The organism is Variovorax sp. E3 (genome assembly GCF_016082275.1).
Lineage (GTDB): Bacteria > Pseudomonadota > Gammaproteobacteria > Burkholderiales > Burkholderiaceae_C > Variovorax.
Map to the genome: position 1 here is coordinate 32,573 of NZ_MOWM01000042.1, position 18,054 is coordinate 50,626.

At 69.7% G+C, this 18,054-nt stretch carries 11 protein-coding genes and 4 pseudogenes; 8 read left to right on the forward strand and 7 right to left on the reverse strand.

The window, feature by feature from the left end; genetic code table 11:
- Positions 1–211 precede the first annotated feature (211 nt).
- The 5 genes and pseudogenes from BMG07_RS16765 to BMG07_RS16780 all read left to right on the forward strand — a co-directional run bounded on the left by BMG07_RS16765 (position 212) and on the right by BMG07_RS16780 (position 5,541).
- Positions 212–1,925 (forward strand): annotated as a pseudogene (locus tag BMG07_RS16765) (putative 2-aminoethylphosphonate ABC transporter permease subunit).
- A complete protein-coding gene (locus tag BMG07_RS16770; protein ID WP_198085528.1) occupies positions 1,926–3,068 on the forward strand; it encodes a TIGR03364 family FAD-dependent oxidoreductase in 1,143 nt (380 codons plus the stop codon).
- A 52-nt stretch (positions 3,069–3,120) separates the two neighbouring features.
- Positions 3,121–3,951 (forward strand): phosphonoacetaldehyde hydrolase, encoded by an 831-nt coding sequence (gene phnX / locus BMG07_RS16775; protein ID WP_198085529.1) that lies wholly within the window; start codon positions 3,121–3,123, stop codon positions 3,949–3,951.
- Between the two features lie 53 nt (positions 3,952–4,004).
- Positions 4,005–4,136 carry a hypothetical protein gene (locus BMG07_RS42280; RefSeq protein WP_269759066.1) on the forward strand — a complete coding sequence of 44 codons (132 nt, stop codon included), beginning with the start codon at positions 4,005–4,007 and terminating at the stop codon, positions 4,134–4,136.
- A gap of 154 nt (positions 4,137–4,290) precedes the next feature.
- On the forward strand, positions 4,291–5,541 hold the full coding sequence (locus tag BMG07_RS16780; protein ID WP_198085530.1) for an MFS transporter: 1,251 nt from the start codon (positions 4,291–4,293) through the stop codon (positions 5,539–5,541).
- Positions 5,542–5,547: 6 nt separating this feature from the next.
- Here BMG07_RS16780 and BMG07_RS16785 read toward each other — a convergent pair.
- Positions 5,548–6,965, reverse strand: a pseudogene (locus BMG07_RS16785) (PLP-dependent aminotransferase family protein).
- Positions 6,966–7,046: 81 nt separating this feature from the next.
- Here BMG07_RS16785 and BMG07_RS16790 point away from each other — a divergent pair.
- From BMG07_RS16790 to BMG07_RS16800, 3 genes are read left to right on the forward strand one after another with little or no spacing between them, the layout of a single operon-like run.
- Positions 7,047–7,235, forward strand: coding sequence for a DUF2970 domain-containing protein (locus BMG07_RS16790; RefSeq protein ID WP_198085531.1), 189 nt, complete (start codon positions 7,047–7,049; stop codon positions 7,233–7,235).
- Entirely contained in the window at positions 7,232–7,939 is a 708-nt protein-coding gene (locus BMG07_RS16795; protein WP_198085532.1) for a c-type cytochrome, read from the forward strand. Before BMG07_RS16790 ends, BMG07_RS16795 begins: the two co-directional genes overlap by 4 nt.
- A gap of 10 nt (positions 7,940–7,949) precedes the next feature.
- A complete protein-coding gene (locus tag BMG07_RS16800; protein WP_198085533.1) occupies positions 7,950–9,233 on the forward strand; it encodes a cytochrome c in 1,284 nt (427 codons plus the stop codon).
- 9 nt (positions 9,234–9,242) lie between these two features.
- On the opposite strand, the gene BMG07_RS16805 is transcribed toward BMG07_RS16800, so the two are convergent.
- The 6 genes and pseudogenes from BMG07_RS16805 to gspN all read right to left on the reverse strand — a co-directional run bounded on the left by BMG07_RS16805 (position 9,243) and on the right by gspN (position 17,858).
- Positions 9,243–11,252 (reverse strand): lipoxygenase family protein, encoded by a 2,010-nt coding sequence (locus tag BMG07_RS16805; RefSeq protein ID WP_198085534.1) that lies wholly within the window; start codon positions 11,250–11,252, stop codon positions 9,243–9,245.
- A gap of 229 nt (positions 11,253–11,481) precedes the next feature.
- A pseudogene (locus BMG07_RS16810) lies at positions 11,482–12,379 on the reverse strand (5'-nucleotidase).
- Positions 12,380–12,410: 31 nt separating this feature from the next.
- Positions 12,411–13,649, reverse strand: coding sequence for a type II secretion system inner membrane protein GspF (gene gspF, locus BMG07_RS16815; protein ID WP_198085535.1), 1,239 nt, complete (start codon positions 13,647–13,649; stop codon positions 12,411–12,413).
- Between the two features lie 11 nt (positions 13,650–13,660).
- Positions 13,661–15,052 carry a GspE/PulE family protein gene (locus tag BMG07_RS16820; protein ID WP_198085536.1) on the reverse strand — a complete coding sequence of 464 codons (1,392 nt, stop codon included), beginning with the start codon at positions 15,050–15,052 and terminating at the stop codon, positions 13,661–13,663.
- A 54-nt stretch (positions 15,053–15,106) separates the two neighbouring features.
- Positions 15,107–17,415: pseudogene (gspD, locus tag BMG07_RS16825) on the reverse strand (type II secretion system secretin GspD).
- A gap of 5 nt (positions 17,416–17,420) precedes the next feature.
- Entirely contained in the window at positions 17,421–17,858 is a 438-nt protein-coding gene (gene gspN, locus BMG07_RS16830; protein ID WP_269759067.1) for a type II secretion system protein N, read from the reverse strand.
- Between the last annotated feature and the right edge of the window lie 196 nt (positions 17,859–18,054).

Here is an 18,054-nt window from a genome sequence, read left to right on the forward strand (position 1 = left end):
CACACCGCCAGCGTGAGCGTTATCAGAGCACTGGTTCATCGGCCGCAAACCGACAGCGTGCCCAGGTGCATAGGGCATCGGGTACTCCCCGCAGCGAAATAAAGGAGGAGGGGCGCAGCCCCGGGGGACATTCGCGGAGGGGAGTACCCGGTGTCCTGTGCACACACCAAGAACAACAGCGCCAAATTCCCGCGCAACACAGAGAGTCGACATGAGCAACTCTCCAGATGCCATCGCCGTCCCGCAAGTGGTGACGGCGCGCGGCAGTACCTTCGACCGCGAGCGTTGGCTCACAGCGCCGCCGTCGCGCTGATGGTGCTGCTGCTGGTCGTCATCGTCGCGCTCCCCGTCGCGCGCTCGTCGGACAGAGCTTCTTCGACCGCGCCGGCGCCTTTGTCGGCCTTGCCAACTTCGCGCGCTACCTCGACAACCCCGCGCTCGTGCAGTCCGCCTTCAACAGCCTGGGGCTCGCGGCGATCAGCGCCGTCATCTGCACGGCCATCGCCTACGTGTACGCCTACGGCCTCACGCTGTCGTGCATGCCGGCCAAGGGCGTGCTGCGTGCCGTGGCGCTGGTGCCTTTGCTCGCGCCCTCGCTGCTGCCGGCCATCAGCCTTGTCTATCTCTTCGGCAACCAGGGCCTGTTCAAGGGGCTGCTGGGCGACGTGTCGATCTACGGGCCGCTGGGCATCGTGCTGGGCTCGGTGTTCTGGACGCTGCCGCATGCGCTGCTGATCCTCACCACCGCCATGGCCACGTCCGACGGCCGGCTCTACGAGGCCGCGCAGACGTTGGGCGCCTCGCGCTGGCGCATCTTCCGCACGGTCACGCTGCCGTCGTCGCGCTACGGGCTCATCGTGGCCGCGATGGTGGTGTTCGTGCTGGTCATCACCGACTTCGGCGTGCCCAAGGTGGTGGGCGGCCAGACCGGCGTGCTGGCCACCGACATCTACAAGCAGGTGGTCGGGCAGCAGAACTTCCAGATGGGCGCGGTGGTCGGCCTCGTGCTGCTGATTCCGGCGGTGCTGTCGTTCCTGGTCGAGCGGCGCGTGCGCGGCAAGCAGGCGGCCGCGCTGTCGGCGCGCGCCACGCCTTATCAGCCCGAGCCGGTGAAGTCGCGTGACCGCGCGCTGCTCGCGTTCTGCACGCTCACGGCGCTCGCCATTCTCGTGATGATCGGCATGGCCGTGTTCGCGTCGCTGGCCACCTACTGGCCCTACAAGCTCACGCCGTCGTTCAAGAACTACGACTTCAGCAACATGGACGGCGGCGGCTGGGGCAGCTACTTCAACTCGCTGCGGCTGGCCGTGTGCGCGGCCGTTGCCGGCGCGTTCATCACCTTCATCTCGGCCTACCTCGTGGAGAAGCCGCGCCACTTCGGCCTGCTGCGCGAACTGCTCAACCTGCTCGCGAACCTGCCGCTGGCGGTGCCGGGACTGGTGCTGGGCGTGGGCTACATCTTCTTCTTCATCTCGCCGGCCAACCCGCTGCGCGCCATCTACGGCAGCATGACCATCCTGGTGGTGTGCACGGTGGCGCACTTCTTCTCGGTGGCGCACCTGACCTCGCTCACCGCGCTGCGCCAGCTCGACCGCGAGTACGAGCTGGTGTCGGAATCGATGGGCGTGCCGTTCTGGCGCACCCTGTGGCGCGTGCACCTGCCGGTGGCGCTGCCCACGGTGCTCAACGTGGGCGGCTATTTCTTCGTCAACGCGATGACGACCGTGTCGGCTGTCGTGTTCCTTTATTCGCCGCAGACCTCGCTCGCGGCCATCGCCGTGCTCAACATGGACGACGCGGGCGACGTCGCGCCCGCCGCCGCCATGGCCTCGCTGATCATGCTCACGGCCGCCATCGGCCGCGGGGTGTTCGCACTGGCGGGGCACTGGGCGCTCAAGCGCACCCAGACCTGGAGGCAGCGGTAGATGCCCGGCACCCCACAAGCGCGCCACCCCGACCATTTCGATCTCGTCGTGGTCGGCGCCGGCATCGTCGGCCTGGCGCATGCCTACACCGCGGCGCTGCGCGGCCTCAAGGTCTGCGTGGTCGAGCGCGACACGGCCTGCATCGGCGCGTCGATCCGGAACTTCGGCTTCATCACCATCACCGGCCAGGCGCCCGGCGACACCTGGCGCCGTGCGATGCATGCGCGCGAGGTGTGGCAGCGCATCGCGCCCTATGCGGGCATCGACATCGTGCACCGCAACCTCTGGCTCGCGGCCCATCGCCCCGAGGCGCACGACGTGCTCGAGGCCTTCATGCACACGCCGATGGGCGAGAGCTGCGAGCTGCTCGACGCGGCCTACGCACAGGCCAAGGCGCCGGCGCTGAACCTGTCCGACGCCTGCTCGGTGCTGTTCAGCCCGCACGAGCTGCGCGTGGAGTCGCGCACCGCCATCGGCCTGCTCGCCCAATGGCTGGCCGAAGTGCACGGCGTTGTCTTCCGCTTCGGCGAGGCCGTGCTCGAAGTGGCCACGCCGCGCGTGCGCACCTCGCGCGGCACGCTGCATGCCGAGCGGGTGGCAGTCTGCACCAACACCGACCTGCACGGCCTGTTCGCAGACCGCATTGCCGCGCACGACCTCACGCTGTGCCGCCTGCAGATGCTGCGCGTGAAACCCGAGGCCGGCTTTCGCTTGCCGGGCTCGGTGATGATGGACCTGAGCCTGGTGCGCTACGAGGGCTACAGCACGCTGCCCGAAGCCGCCGCGCTGCGCGCGCGCCTGCAGCAGGAAGAAGCGGCCTCGCTCGAACACGGCATCCACCTGATCGTGGTGCAGAGCGCCGACGGCTCGCTGGTGGTCGGCGACTCGCACCACTACGGCGACGCACCCGAGCCCTTTGCCATGGAAGAGGTCGACCAGCTCATCCTGCGGCACCTGCGCGGCACGCTCAACCTGGAGAGCGCCCAGGTCACCGAACGCTGGACCGGCGTGTACCCGTCGTCCAAGACCACGCCCTGCGTGATCGACGCGCCCGACGACGCCACCCGCGTGGTGATCGTCACCAGCGGCAGCGGCGCGAGCACCGGCTTCGGCATTGCGCACGACGTGTTCGAGACATGGTGACGCGTACACCGCCGCGTTGGCCTCCACCCCGATTCCTTTCATTCCTGCAGCCATGAACGCCCACAACCACTCGCAGCTCCAGGCCGTCGTCTTCGACTGGGCCGGCACCATCCTCGACTTCGGTTCCTGCGCGCCGATGGGCGCCTTCGTGAAACTGTTCGAACAGTTCGGCGTGGACGTCACCATCGCCGAGGCGCGCGGCCCGATGGGCGTGGCCAAGTGGGACCACATCAAGGCGCTGGGCACGCTGCCGCGCATCGCCGCGCAGTGGGAAGCAAAGCAGGGCCATGCCTTCGGCGACGCCGACGTTGACAAGCTCTACGAGATCTTCACGCCCATGAACGCGGCCAGCGCGCGCGACCATGCCGACTTCATTCCCGGCGCGGTCGAGGCCGTGAACGTGGCGCGCGAGCGTGGCCTGAAGATCGGCTCCACCACCGGCTACAACCGCCCGATCATGGAAGTGGTCGCGCCCATCGCGGCGGCCGGCGGCTATGCGCCCGACAACCTCGTGTGCGGCGGCGACCTCGCCGAAGGCCGCCCGTCGCCGCTCATGATGTACCGCTGCTTCGCCGACCTGGGCGTGTGGCCGCCGTACACGGTGGTCAAGGTCGATGACACCGGCGTGGGGCTGCAGGAGGGCCTCAACGCGGGCACCTGGGCCGTGGGCCTGGCCGTCAGCGGCAACGTCAACGGGCTCACGCTGGCCGAATGGCGGGCGCTCGACGAAGACGCGCAGCAGGCGCGCCGCGCACGCGCCACCGCCGAACTCGAGGCGGCCGGCGCGCACTACGTGATCGACAGCGTGGCCGATCTGCCGCAGGTGCTGGAAGACATCGAGCGCCGGCTGCAGCGCGGCGAACGGCCTGCGGCCGCCGCCTGAGAAGCGGCGGCGTCCGACTTGACGCGTGCCTTCATCGGCCTAGCATGGCCCGCATGCGAAGCACAGCCTTTGTCCTTCTGTTCTGTCTGGGCCTGCTGACGGCGGGCTGCGACGACAAGCCCAGGCCCGGCGTGCCGGTGCCCAAGGCCACGGCGACCGGCAGCACGGTCGCGCCGCAGCACTGAGCCGAGTTTCTTCGGCTGGCGACCCGGGCGATTGCCGCGTCATGCGCGTCATGCGCGTCATGCGCGTCATGCGCGTCATGCGCGTCATGCGCGACGTGGCGCCTGTTCGCGCACGCGGCACGGCTCCCGGGTATCCTCGCCGGGGAGCTAAAAAATGACCACACAAGAGACAACCGCCCACCAGGCGGATTCGCGCTACGCCATGGTGCGCCTGGCGCTCACGCTGCTGATCATGACGGTCGGCAGCAGCGGCATGTACGTGGTGTCGGTCATGCTGCCGGCAGTGCAGACCGAGTTCGGCATCGCGCGCGCCGACGCCTCGCTGCCCTACACGCTGCTGATGCTGGGCTTCGGCTTCGGCGGCGTGCTCATGGGCAAGCTGGCCGACCGCGTCGGCGTGATGTGGCCGCTGCTCATGGGCTCGGTGTTCCTGGGCGTCGGCTACGTCGTCACGGGGCTGTCGGGCGGCATCGTCTCTTTCACCATCGCGCAGGCGCTGCTCGTGGGCCTGCTCGGCAGTTCGGTGGCCTTCGCGCCGCTGGTGGCCGACACCTCGCTGTGGTTCGTCAAGCGGCGCGGCATCGCGGTGGCGGTGTGCGCCAGCGGCAACTACCTGGCGGGCGCGGTGTGGCCGCCCATCGCGCAGCATTTCGTCGAGACCGTGGGCTGGCGCCAGACCTACATCGGCATGGGCATCTTCTGCGGCGTGGCGATGGCGCTGCTCGCGCTGTTCTTCCGCGCGCGGCCGCCCGCGCTGGCCGAAGCGACCCCCGTGCGCGCCCAGGGCAACGCCGCCGTGCGCGACATGACGCGGCCCTTCGGCCTGAGCATGGGCGCGGCGCAAAGCCTCTTGTGCGTGGCCGGCGTGGCCTGCTGCGTGGCCATGGCGATGCCGCAGGTGCACATCGTGGCCTACTGCGGCGACCTGGGCTACGGGCCGGCGCAGGGCGCGATGATGCTGTCGCTGATGCTGGGCTTCGGCATCGTGAGCCGGCTGGTGTCGGGCGCCATCTGCGACCGCATCGGCGGGCTGCGCACGCTGCTGCTGGGCGGCCTGCTGCAATGCGTGGCGCTGCTGCTGTTCCTGCCCTTCGACGGGCTGGTGCCGCTGTATGTGATCTCGGCGCTGTTCGGGCTGTTCCAGGGCGGCATCGTGCCGTCCTACGCGATCATCGTGCGCGAGCACTTCCCGCCCAAGGAGGCCGGTGCGCGCGTGGGCACGGTGCTGATGTTCACGCTGTTCGGCATGGCGCTGGGCGGCTGGATGTCGGGCAAGGTGTTCGACCTCACGGGCAGCTACCACGCGGCCTTCCTGAACGGCATCGGCTGGAACCTGGTCAACGTGAGCATCGCGGCGTTCCTGCTGTTCCGCACGCGGCGCACGCGCGCGTTCGCGATGGCCTGACGCGGCTCAGGTCGCTTCGGAAACGAGGCGGCCCAGCGTCTGCATGGCCTGCTCGCTGTGTGCGTCCCACGCGTGGCCGTAGTTCAGCCGCAGGCAGTTGGCGAAGGCGCGCGTCGCCGAGAAGATCGGGCCGGGCGCGACGCTGATGCCCAGCTCCAGCGCCTTGCGATGGATCTCCAGCGCATTCACCCGTGCCGGCAGCTCGACCCACAGGAAGTAGCCGCCCAGCGGCCGCGTCGCGCGCGTGCCCGCCGGAAAGTAGTGGCCCACGGCCTGCGCGAAGGTGGCCTGCTGCATCGCCAGCGTCTGGCGCAGCTTGCGCAGGTGCTTGTCGAGCCCGCCTTTCTCGAGATAGCCCGCGAGCGCGAGCTGCGCGGGCGCCGAAGTGCTGAGCGTGGTCGTGAGCTTCTGCCGCGCGACCTGCCGTGCAAAGCGCCCGGCCGAGGCCCAGCCGATGCGGTAGCCCGGCGCCAGGCACTTGGAGAACGACGAGCAGTGCAGCACCAGCCCTGCGTGTCGAAGGCCTTGGCCGGCGCGGGCCGGCGCTCGCCGAAGTAGAGCTCGGCGTACACGTCGTCCTCGATCAGCGGCAGCGCATGCCGCGCGAGCAGCGCCACCAGCGCCTTCTTCTTGGCGTCGGGCATCAGGCTGCCGAGCGGGTTCTGGAAGGTCGTCATGAGCCAGCAGGCGCTGGGCTTGTGCGCGGCGATGGCCAGCTCCAGCGCGCCGAGGTCGATGCCTTCGCCCGGGTGCGTCGGCACCTCGATGGCGCGCAGGCCCATGCGCTGCAGCGCCTGCAAGGCGGCGTAGAAGGTGGGCGACTCGACGATCACCGCATCGCCGGGCCGCGTCACCGCCGCCAGGCACAGGTTGAGCGCCTCCAGTGCGCCGTTGGTCACGACCAGCTCGTCGGCCGGCACCGGCATGCCCTCGGCCAGGTAGCGCAGCGCGATCTGCCGGCGCAGCGCCGCGCTGCCGGGCGTGAGGTCGTCCACCGTGCTCCATGGGTCCAGCGACTTGGCGCTGGCCGCCATGAACTGACCGAGCCGCGCCAGCGGAAACAGCAACGGGCTCGGAAAGGCCGAGCCGAAGGGCACGACCTTGCGCGACATGCTGGCTTCGAGGATGTCGAACACCTGGTCGCTCACGTCGAGCGACAGCGGGCCGTCGGCCGGGCGCGAGGTGAGGGTGGACTCGGGCGGCGCGTCGCGCAGGCCGCCGCCCGTCACGTAGTAGCCCGAGCGGTCGCGCGCGCGCACCAGCCCGCGCGCTTCCAGCAGGTAGTACGCCTGGAACACCGTGGACGCGCTCACGCCCCGGCTCTGGCCGGTGTGGCGCACCGAGGGCAGGCGGTCGCCGGTCTTCAGGGTGCCGTTGCGGATCGAGGCCTCGATGTCGGCGGCCAGGGCTTCGTAGCGCTTCATTCGGCAGCACTTTATCTGCACCGGTCAATTGAGGCGGATCTGCATCTGTTTTTTTCGGAGGCGATGGGGCACAGTGGGCCCATGTCCAATCTCATGCGCGCGGTGCGCGCCGTTCTCTGGAGCTTCATCGGGCTGGGCGGCCGTCGCGCCGACGCCGACAAGCGGACCGCGCAGGTCGGCATCCTGCCGCTGATCGGCGTGGCGCTCGTCATGGTGCTGCTGCTGATCGCCGGCCTGCTGGCCCTTGCGCATTACGCCGCCGGCGCATGAAGGCCGGGCTCCGACTGGCCGCCGTGGCGCTGCTGCTTGGCGTGCAGGGCATGGCGGGCGCCGCGTCGCCCGCTGCCGTGCCCGACACCATCGCGCAGCGCGTGGCCGCCTGCATCGCCTGCCACGGGCGCGAAGGCGCGACCACCAATGCCGGCTTCTTTCCGCGCCTGGCGGGCAAGCCGGCGGGCTACCTGTTCAACCAGCTCGTGAGTTTTCGCGACGGGCGCCGCTCGAACAGCGACATGGCGTACATGGTGCAGCACATGTCCGACGCGTACCTGCGCGAGATCGCCGAGTACTTCGCGGGGCTGCAGTTGCCGTACCCGCCCATCGCCGGTACCAGCGACGCGTCGCCCGAGCAGCTGCGGCGCGGCCGCAAGCTCGCGCTCGAAGGCGATGCGGCGCGCGGCGTGCCCGCCTGCGTGCAATGCCACGGCGCGGCGCTCACGGGCGTGCAGCCGGCGATTCCGGGGCTGCTGGGGCTGCCGCGCCTGTACGTGTCGTCGCAGCTCGGCGCGTGGCTCACGAACGAGCGGCATGCGCTGGCGCCCGACTGCATGGCCGACATCGGCCGGCGCATGACCACCGCCGACATCAACGCCGTGGCGAGCTGGCTGGCCGTGCAGCCGATGCCTGCCGACACGAAGCCCGCGGCCTCGTTGCCCGCGCCGCTGCCGGTGGCATGCGGCGGCATGCCGAAGTGAGGGCCGCCGCATGAAGCTGCGACACATCGGCTGGACCCTGCTGACCCTGATCGTGCTGCTGGCCGTGGCCGGCGGTGTCGTGCTGGCCATGAACCTGCGCGGGGAAGACCCGCTGCCCGAGCGGGCCGAGGCCTTCAACGCGACGCCGCAGATGGTCGAGCGCGGGCGTTACCTCGCGCTGGCCGGCAACTGCGCGGGTTGCCATACGACGCGCGGCGGCCGGCCCTACGAGGGCGGCCTGCCGATCGAGACGCCCTTCGGCACGGTCTATTCAAGCAACCTGACGCCCGACGACAGAACCGGCATCGGCAGCTGGAGCAGCGCGCATTTCTGGCGCGCGATGCACAACGGGCGGAGCAAGGACGGACGGCTGCTGTACCCGGCGTTTCCGTACCCGAACTTCACCAAGGTGACGCGTGAGGACTCGGATGCGATCTATGCGTTCCTGCGCAGCGTGGCACCGGCGCCCGCGCCGAACCTTGCGCACCGGTTGCGCTTTCCGTACGACACGCAGGCCGCACTGGCCGTATGGCGCGCGCTCTCGTTCAAGCCCGAGACTTTCGTCGCGAATGCAGGCAAGCCCGCCGAGTGGAACCGGGGCGCGTACCTGGTCGATGGCCTCGGCCACTGCATCGCCTGCCATGGCAGCCGCAATTCGCTGGGCGCGACGGAAACGAAGCGCGGCCTGTCGGGCGGCCTGATCGCCATCGAGAACTGGTACGCGCCGTCGCTCAACGATCCGCACGAAGCCGGCGTGGCCGATTGGCCGACCGCCGATGTCGTCGCCCTCCTTCAGACCGGCGTGGCGCCGCGCGGCTCCGTCATGGGCCCGATGGCCGACGTGGTGTTCCGCAGCACGCAGTACCTGGGTGATGCGGACTTGACCGCGATGGCCAGCTACCTCAAAGACCTGCCCGACATGCCGAAGCAGGAAGAACAAGTCACCACCAAGGCCCCCATCCGCCGCGATGCCGGCACCATGGCACGCGGCGCGAAGATCTACGACCAGCGCTGCGCCTACTGCCATGGCGACCAGGGCCAGGGTGCGAGCGGCGCCTATCCGCCGCTGGCGGGCAATCGCGCCGTGAACATGGCGCAGCCCACCAACCTGATCCAGGTGATCGCGCATGGCGGCTTCCTGCCCACGACAGCGGGCAACCCGCGTCCCTACGGCATGCCGCCTTTCGGGCAGACGCTCGATGCTTCGGAAGTCGCTGCAGTGCTGACCTACATCCGAGGTTCGTGGGGCAACGACAGCGCGCCCGTCACGCAGCTCGACACGATGCGCCGCTGAGCGCGTCCCTCAGATGTTCGTGCTCGAAGGAATGCGGCTGGGCAGCAGGTGCTCGTAGGGCCGGGAGCGCGTGGTGTTGCGCTGGCGGATGGTGCTCTCGATGCCCGCGAGCGCATTGCGAAAGCGCTCCAGCGGCCCGCCTTGCCCCGAGATGGCGGGGTCGAGCAGCACCGGCAAGTGCGGGAACGTGTTGTCCTTGTATTCGCCGAGCGGCCGGTAATACACGCCGCCGAGAATGTGGAAGAGCAGGATCTGCTCCTGCGCGCCGAGCCGTGAAGGCAGCATCTGCGACCAGCTCGCCTCGCTCTGCCCCGCGCTCGTCAAGGGAGCCGGAACGCCGCCCGCGCCTGCGCTGAAGGGCGCATACGTCATCACCGAGTACTGCGGGAAGTTCACCGCCGCATGCTGCGCGCTGGTGTTGAAGATGATCGCGGTGAGCACGTCGACCAGCTGCGCGCGCGTGGTGATGGGGCGAAAGCCGTGCACCTTGCCGCTGGTCGCGAGCTCGGTGGCCCAGGCCTTGAGTTCGTAGTCGCCGGTCACGTCGCCGTCGCTCAGGTAGTAGGCGGCCACGTAGTCGCCGACCCATTGCGCGATGGCGTTCCACACCAGCAGCGCGTCGTCGCGGTAGGGGTAGTCGGGCAGGGCGGTGGTGTCGTCCACGCCGCGCGTGCGCAGGTCGTTGGGCAGCATCATGCGGTCGTGGAAGTCGTAGGCCAGCCGGTCGCGGCCGCACTCGCGCTGCAGCGTCTCGATGGGCGCGGTGAGGATCACGTCGCCCGTGGTCAGCGGCGCCATGATGATCAGCGTGGCCGCCTCGTTGATGAACATCGCGCCTTCCAGGTGCGGCGACAGCAGCCGGCTCAGCGGGTGCGCCGTGGCGAACTGGCGCTGCGTGGCCATGGCGAAGGCCTCCGACATCAGGTGCGTGCGGCCCAGGTGCACGAACATCTCGTGGTAGTTGAAGTCGGCCACCTGCACCGCGGTCTTGGCCGATTGCCAAGCCCAGTAGGCCTCGGCATTGGCGGTGTCGTCCACGCGCAGGAAGATCGGGCTCAGGGCCGGGTCCTGCCCGCACTGGATGGCCACCGGCACCAGCGAGCGGCCGGTCTTCGGCCGCGCGAACAGCGCGATGGGCGCGTAGACGTAGCCGGTGCCCGTGAGCGGCTTGCTCACCGGCGCCGTCGGCGCCATGTCGCCCAGGCCTTCATAGTCGAGCAGGTAGAGCCGGCCCGACGCCGCCGCGTCCGCGAGGCTGTCGCTGGCGCCCATCACCTGCTGGAACTGCGCGTCGTTCAGCGGGAACTTGGTGGGCAGCACCGTCGCCTTCTGGATGAGCGTCGGGTTGGGGCCGGCCACGCGCATGGCCGCGAACAGGTCGTTGTCGTGCAGCAGCTGCGAGATGGCGGGCTTCTCGATGGTCACGAACAGCGCGTCGTACTGCGCCACCGTCTTCGGGCCGTTCAGCGCGCCGAGCGGGCCCTGGGACAGCAGGTCGTGGTGGATCTGCTTGAGCTGCGTGCCGATGTCGCCCGCCGTGCCGGCAAGGGTGGCCAGCAGGTTCAGCACCGTCGCGGGCAGCGTGAGCAGGCCGCCGTTCGCGGCCAGCAACTGGTCGAAGCTGGCCTGCAGGCCGGCAAGGCGCGTACGCAGGTTGTCCAGCGCCTGCAGGCTGCCCGAGGCCAGCGCGCTGGTGGCGAACGACGCCGCGAAGTTGGTCACGGCCTCGACGGCCTTCGCGATGGTCTTGAGCTGGTGCTCGAGCGCGGGCAACTCGCCCGCGGGCACCACCGCGCCCATCGGCACGCCCGCGAGGTTGAGGTGCGATTCGGTCCAGATGTAAGTGGCCTGCCGCCCGACCAGTTCGAGCCGCCGCAACGTGGCGCTGATCGGATCGATCTTCTGCGGCAGCGTGGGCTTGAGCACAGGCAGCGCCGCCGAAGCGGTCGAAGGCTTGCCGGCCAGCAGGCCCAGGCCGCCCGCCGAGGCGGACCATTTGAGGATGTCTCTGCGCTTCATCGGGGGAATTCCCTGTCGTTATGGATCTGGGGAAGGCCGAAAAAAGTGTCCGGCCACTAAATCGAACGCTCGTTCTATTTGGTGGCCGGATTCTGCGGAGGGGCTCCAGCGTTGGCAATGAGGGTTGGTGCCTAGCGCGAAGGTGCTCATGCGGCGCGTGCCGATGCGCACGCGAACGAGTGGGTGCAGGGCGCGCCGCGCCGGCGCCCACTGCCGCTACCGCTGCCGTTCAGGGCTCGTTGCTGATGCCGCTGCTCACGTGCCCCGCGGGCACGTGCCGCGAGGCGCGTCGACGTGGCCGGTCTGGTCGTCGAAGAAGAAGTCGGGCTCGAACTCGCGCAGGAACTCGCCCTTGGGCAGGCCGCCGAGGAACATGGCCTCGTCGACGCGGATGTTCCACTTCATGAGCGTGCGAATGGCGCGCTCGTGCGCCGGTGCGCTGCGCGCGGTGACGAGCGCGGTGCGGATGCGCATCTGCGCGTTGCCCGCCATCTGCAGGCGGTGCAGCGCCATCAGCAGCGGCTTGAACGGGCCTCGGGCAGGGGCAGGTCGGCCTTGCTGAGTTCGTGCGCCTGGAAGGCATCCAGGCCTTCGGCCTGGAACACGCGCTCGGCCTCGTCGGAGAACAGCACGGCGTCACCGTCGAATGCAATGCGCACTTCGTTGGGCCATGCATCGCTGGCCTTGACCGACTCGACCAGCACGCGCGCGGCCGGAAAGCCCGCGACCAGCGCCTCGCGCACGTCCTGCGCATTGACCGACAGGAACAGGTGCGCGCGCAGCGGCCGCAGATAGCCGAAGGGCGGGCGGCCCTGCGTGAACACGCCGCGCTGCAGCTTGATGTCGGCGGCCGCGCTCGACTTGAAGATGCGCATGCCCGAGACCGGGTCGTTGCGCGACAGGATCACCACCTCGACGCGCTGCACGCCGTCGTCGTTGAAGCGCAGCAGCTTGCGGATCAGCGAGTACGCGATGCCGGGCGCGGCCGGCACGTCGATGCGGTCCAGCTGCAGCTTCATGTAGCCCTCGTTGTCCCCGGCCTCGAAGATCTTGTTTTCTTCTTCGAGGTTGAACAGGGCGCGCGATGAGATCGCGACCACGAGCTTGTCTTCGAGCGTTACGGGCATGGTGATGCGTCTTGCTGGCTGGTGGCCGCCGTCACTTGACGAACTGGTTGAGCTGGATGATCGGCAGCATCACGGCCAGCACGATCAGCATGACCACGCCGCCCATCGCCACGATCAGCAGCGGCTCCAGGATGGTGGCCAGGTGCATCGCGCGGCGCTGCACTTCGGCGCCGAGCTGGTTGGCCGCGCGCTGCAGCATCAGCGGCAAGGTGCCGGTCTGCTCGCCCAGGCGCGCGAACATCGACACCAGGCCGGGAAAGCGTTTTTTCTGCGCCAGCGCCGAGGCCAGCGGCGCGCCTTCGCGCACCAGCACCAGCGCGTCGAGCGCGTCGGCGCGCATCGCGCGGTTGCCCAGCGTTTCGGAGGCCGCCTGCAGCGCGCGAAGAATGGGCACGCCGGCCGTGGCCAGCATGGCGAGCGTGCTCGCGAAGCGCGCCGCGTTGTAGCCGCGCGCGAGCTTGCCGACCAGCGGCAGCTTGAGCCAGGCGGCGTCGAACTTCAGGCGGAAGGCTTCCTGCGCCAGCGCCAGCCGCACGCCGACGCTGGCGAGCACCACGGCCCCCAGCATCCACCAGCCGTAGTTGCGCACGCCCGCGCTCAGCGACAGCATCACCGTGGTGAGGAAGGGCAGCGAGCGCTTGGTGCCCGCGAACACCTGCGCCACCTGCGGCACCACGTAGCTCACGAGAAAGATCACGATCACGATCGCCACCAGCGTGACGATGGCCGGGTAGAGCGCCGCGCCGATCAGCTTCTGCTGCAGCGCCTGGCGTTCCTCGAGGTCGTCGGCCAGGCGGTCGAGCACGAGGCCCAGGTTGCCGCTTTGCTCGCCCGCGCCGATCACGGCCGTGTAGATGGGCGAGAACTCGCGCGAGTGCGCCGACAGCGCGCGCGCAAAAGGCGAGCCCGCGTTGACTTCGGCGCGAAGCGAGGCGACGAGGTTGCGCTGGGGCTCCGACTCGGCCTCGTCGGTGAGCGCCGTGAGCGCGCGCTCCAGCGGCAGGCCCGACGACACCAGGCCCGCGAGCTGGCGCGTCCATACCGCCAGGCCCGTGGAGTTGAAGACGCGCTTGCCGCCGCCGAGCCAACGGCTGACGCCGCTGCGCTGGCCGCTGCCGCTGATGTGGTCGCTGCCCACCGGCTTGACCGACAGCGGAATGAGCGCCTGCGCACGCAGCAGGCTGCGCGCGCTGCGCGCGGTGTCGGCCTCGAGCACGCCTTCGCGCGACTGGCCGCTGGCATCGATGGCTTCGAAGGAATAGGCGGGCATTGCGGGGCGCGCTAGTCGCGCGTGACGCGCAGAAGCTCGGCGCGCGAGGTGACACCGGCCTGCACCAGCCGCTCGCCGTCCTCGCGCATGGAGCGCAGGCCGCCGCGTTCGCCGGCTTCGAAGAGCTGGCTCTCGGCCGCCTTGCCGTGGATCAGCGCCTGCACCGCGTCGTCGGCGACGAGCAGCTCGAAGATGCCGGTGCGCCCCTGGTAGCCGGTCTGGCCGCACACGTCGCAGCCCGCGCCGACGCAGGCCGTGCAGACCTTGCGCACGAGGCGCTGCGCGAGCACGCCCAGCAGCGACGAGCTGAGCAGAAAGGGCTCCACGCCCATGTCGGTCAGGCGCGTGACGGCGCTGACGGAATCGTTGGTGTGCAGCGTGGCCAGCACCAGGTGGCCGGTCAGCGAGGCCTGGATGGCGATCTGCGCGGTCTCGAAGTCACGGATTTCGCCGATCATGATCACGTCCGGGTCTTGCCGCAGGATCGCGCGCAGGGCCTTGGCGAAGGTGAGTTCGATCTTCGCGTTGATCTGCGTCTGGCCCACGCCCGGCAACTCGTACTCGATGGGGTCTTCCACCGTCATGATGTTGCTGCGGCTCGCATCGAGCCGGGCCAGCGCGGCATACAGCGTGGTGGTCTTGCCCGAGCCGGTCGGGCCCGTCACCAGGATGATGCCGTGCGGCTGCGTGATGAGTTTCTCGAAGCGCTCCAGCGTGTCGCCCTGCATGCCGACGGATTCGAGCGTGAGCTTCGATTCGCTCTTGTCCAGCAGGCGCAGCACCGCGCGTTCGCCGTGCGCGCTGGGCAGCGTCGACACCCGCACGTCGACCGCGCGCGTGCCGATGCGCAGGCTGATGCGCCCGTCCTGCGGCAGCCGCTTCTCGGAGATGTCGAGATCGGCCATGATCTTCAGGCGCGAGATCAGCGCGGCGTGCAGCGCGCGGTTGGGCTGCACCACTTCGCGCAAGGTGCCGTCGATGCGAAAGCGCACGGACGAGGTGCGCTCGTAGGGCTCGATGTGGATGTCGCTGGCGCCGTCGCGCGCGGCCTGCGTGAGCAGCGCGTTGAGCATGCGGATGATGGGCGCGTCGCCCGCGCTTTCCAGCAGGTCTTCGACCGCCGGCAGCTCCTGCATCATGCGCGAGAGGTCGGCGTCGCTCTGCACCTCGCTCACCACGGCGGCGGCGCTGGATTCACCCTGCGCGTAGGCCGCGCTGATGCGCTGCGCCAGCGCGCCGTCGGCCAGCACCTCGAAAGCCTGCACGCCGTACTTGCGCGACACCTCGCCGACCGCGCTGCGCGCGGGGTGGGACGACATCCACAGCGTGTAGCGGCCGTCGTCGGCCTCCTCGAGCAGCAGTTGCTGGCTGCGTGCGAACGCATAGGGCAGGGGATAGCGCATGGGCGGTGTCGGCGGGCGTGTGCGTGTGTGGCGTTGGTACGAAGGATAGGCCGATCAGGGCAGTTCGCGCGCGGTGGCCGGATCGGCCGTCGGCGGCAGCGTGCCGCGCAGCGGGCTCGGGGCCAGCCGGCGGGTGTCCGCGGCGGGGCGCGGCGGCGGAATGAGCTGCGTGCCTTCGATGCGCGACTCGGCGCGGCGCGGCGCTTCGGGTTCCGGGGTGCGCACCGGCGGCGTCAGCGCGGGCAGCACGTTGGCGCCATCGACGGCGCGCAGCATCACGTTGGAGTTGTCCGGCTGCGTGCGCTGCTGCATGCCGCGGATCTCGTCGTAGCGGTCGAACGAGAAGGCCTCGGTGGCGACGGCGTCGCGCATCACCGCCGGGCGCAGGAACATCATGAGATTGAGCTTTTCGCGCGTGCGGGCCTGGCTCTTGAAGAGGTTGCCCAGCACGGGAATGTCGCCGGCCACCGGCACCTTCTCGACCGTGTTGTTGTAGGTGTCCGACAGCAGGCCGCCGAGCATGACGAGGCCGCCGTCTTCCACCAGCACGCTCGACTCGATCGAGCGCTTGCTGGTGGTCGGTCCGTTCTGGTTGGTGACGGTGTTCGGGTCGACGGTGGAGGTCTCCTGGAAGATCGTCATCTTCACGGTGCCGTTCTCGTTGATGGTCGGGCGCACGCGCAGCGTGAGGCCGACGTCCTTGCGCTCGACGGTGGTGAACGGGTTGACGCCCACCGAGCCCGAGGTGCTGGCGTACTGGCCGGTGACGAACGGCACGTTCTGGCCGATCACGATCTTGGCTTCCTCGTTGTCCAGCGTCAGCAGGTTGGGCTTGGACAGCACGTTCGAGTCTTTGTCGCTGTCGAAGAAGCTGGCGATCGCGCCCAGGATGTACTGGCCGCCGATCTTGCCGGCAATGCCCAGGTTCAGGCCCGAGGACAGGTTCAGGTTGGCCGGGTTCTTGGTGGCCAGCGCCTGCGTCAGCGTCAGCAGGTTGGCGCCCGCCACCGACGAGTTGGTGCCGATCACGGCGTTGTTGCCCAGCGCGCTTTGCCACTGCACGCCGAACTTGGCGGCGGCGGTGTCGCCCACTTCGACGATCAGCGCCTCGATCATGACCTGCGCGCGGCGGCCGTCGAGCCGGTCGATCACGGCGCGTATCTGGCGGTACTGCGGCTCGGGCGCGGTGATGATGAGCGAGTTGGTCGACGGGTCGGCCTGGATCTGGCCGCCGGTCGAAGGCTGGTTGGCGTTGTTCAGCGGCGCGCTGGCGGCGGGCGAACTGCCGTTCTGGCTGCTGCCGCTGTTCAGGTTGACCTGCATGGCCTGCGGCGCGCTCTGCGACGGCACCGAGCCGCCGCCGGCCGCGCCCGGCTGTCCGGGCGTGGCCGATTGCTGGTTGGCGGCCATGGCGGCGCGCAGCGTGGCCGCGAGGCGCACCGCGTCGGCGTTCTTCAGGTAGACCACGTAGATGTTGCCGGCCGCGCCGTTGCTGCTTTCGGCGGCGGGCCGGTCGAGCTTGTCGATCAGCGTGCGCACCAGCTGCACGCGCGCCGGGTTGGCAGCGCGCAGGATCAGCGAGTTGCTGCGCGGGTCGGCCAGCAGCGTGGTGCGGAACGACGCGTCGACGGCACCCGGCGCGGCGGCCGCGCCCGGTGCGCCCGAGCCGCTGCCGTCGATCAGGCGCGAGATGAGCGGCACCATGTCGTGGCCACCGAATGCTTCAGCTGGATGACTTCGACGTCGGACGCGTTCGGCACGTCGAGCGACGCGATGATGCGGGCCAGCCGGCGCATGTTGTCGGCGTAGTCGGTGATCACGAGCGAGTTGTTGCCCGGGTTCACGTTGATGGTGTTGTTCGGCGGAATCAGCGGGCGCAGCACCGGCAGCAGGCTGTTCGGCGACTCGTAGTTGAGCCGGAAGATCTGCGTGACGATCTGGTTGCTGCCGCTGGACGCGGTGGCGCTGATGGAGGTGTTGACGGTGCTGCTCTGCAGCTTGGCGTCGGCCTCGGGCACCACCTTGTACAGGCCGTCGGCTTCCACCACGGCAAAGCCCTGCAGCCGCAGCGCCGAGGCGAACTGGTTGAACGCGGCGGCCGGCTGGATGGCGCGGTCGGTCACGAGGTTCATGGTGCCCTTGACGCGCGGGTCGACCACCACGTCGCGCCCCGTGACCACGGCCATGGTGCGGGCCACGGCCTCGATGTCGGCGTTGGCGAAGTTGAGCGTGATCGGCTCGCCGCGGCGCGGTGCGTCGCCGGTCTGCGCGAAGGCGGCGGGCGCGGCCTGCAGGAACGTGGCGGCGATCAGCACGCGCACGGCAAGCGCGACGGTGCCGGTCGAAAACAGTGGCTTCATCATGAGGATCAACCCAGGGTGATGATCGAACGCGCGTTGTCGCGCCGTCCGATGATGTTCAACAAATTGGAGAGTGCGTCTTCGCGGCCGGGCGCGGCATTGGCTTCGCCGTTGAAGCGGAAGGTGGTGCCGTTCCAGCTGCCGCTGCCGTTCAGCTCGAGGCTGCCTTCGCGCGTGCTGAGCAGCAGCGTGGGGCGGTTGCCGCCTTCGAGCGTGAGCCGGTAGCTGCCCATCGGACGCAAGGTCGACAGGCTGGAGGAAACGTCGGTGGCGTCCAGCGAGGCCTGGCCGGCGATGCGCAGCGCGGGGCCGTCCCACTGCATCGCGAAGGCCTTGGTGGTGAGGTCGAGCGCGCCGTCGAGCTTGAGCGTGTTCCAGGGCGCGCCCAGGCCGGTGAGCATGCTGGCGGGCCAGCGCGAACGGCTGTCCTGCCAGTCGAGCAGCATGCCGCCGCGCGCGGGCTGGCGCGCAGCTGCAGCGGCTGGGCCGCGCAGCAGGGCAGGTCGAGGGTGGCCGAAAGGCTGCCCCAGCCCGGTCGCATGCGCCAGTGCAGCAGGCCGGGCAGCGACACCGCCTCGGCACCGCCGGCGCCGCTGGCGAACACCACGGCGGCCGTGCCGTTCCAGACGGTGCCGCGCGGGT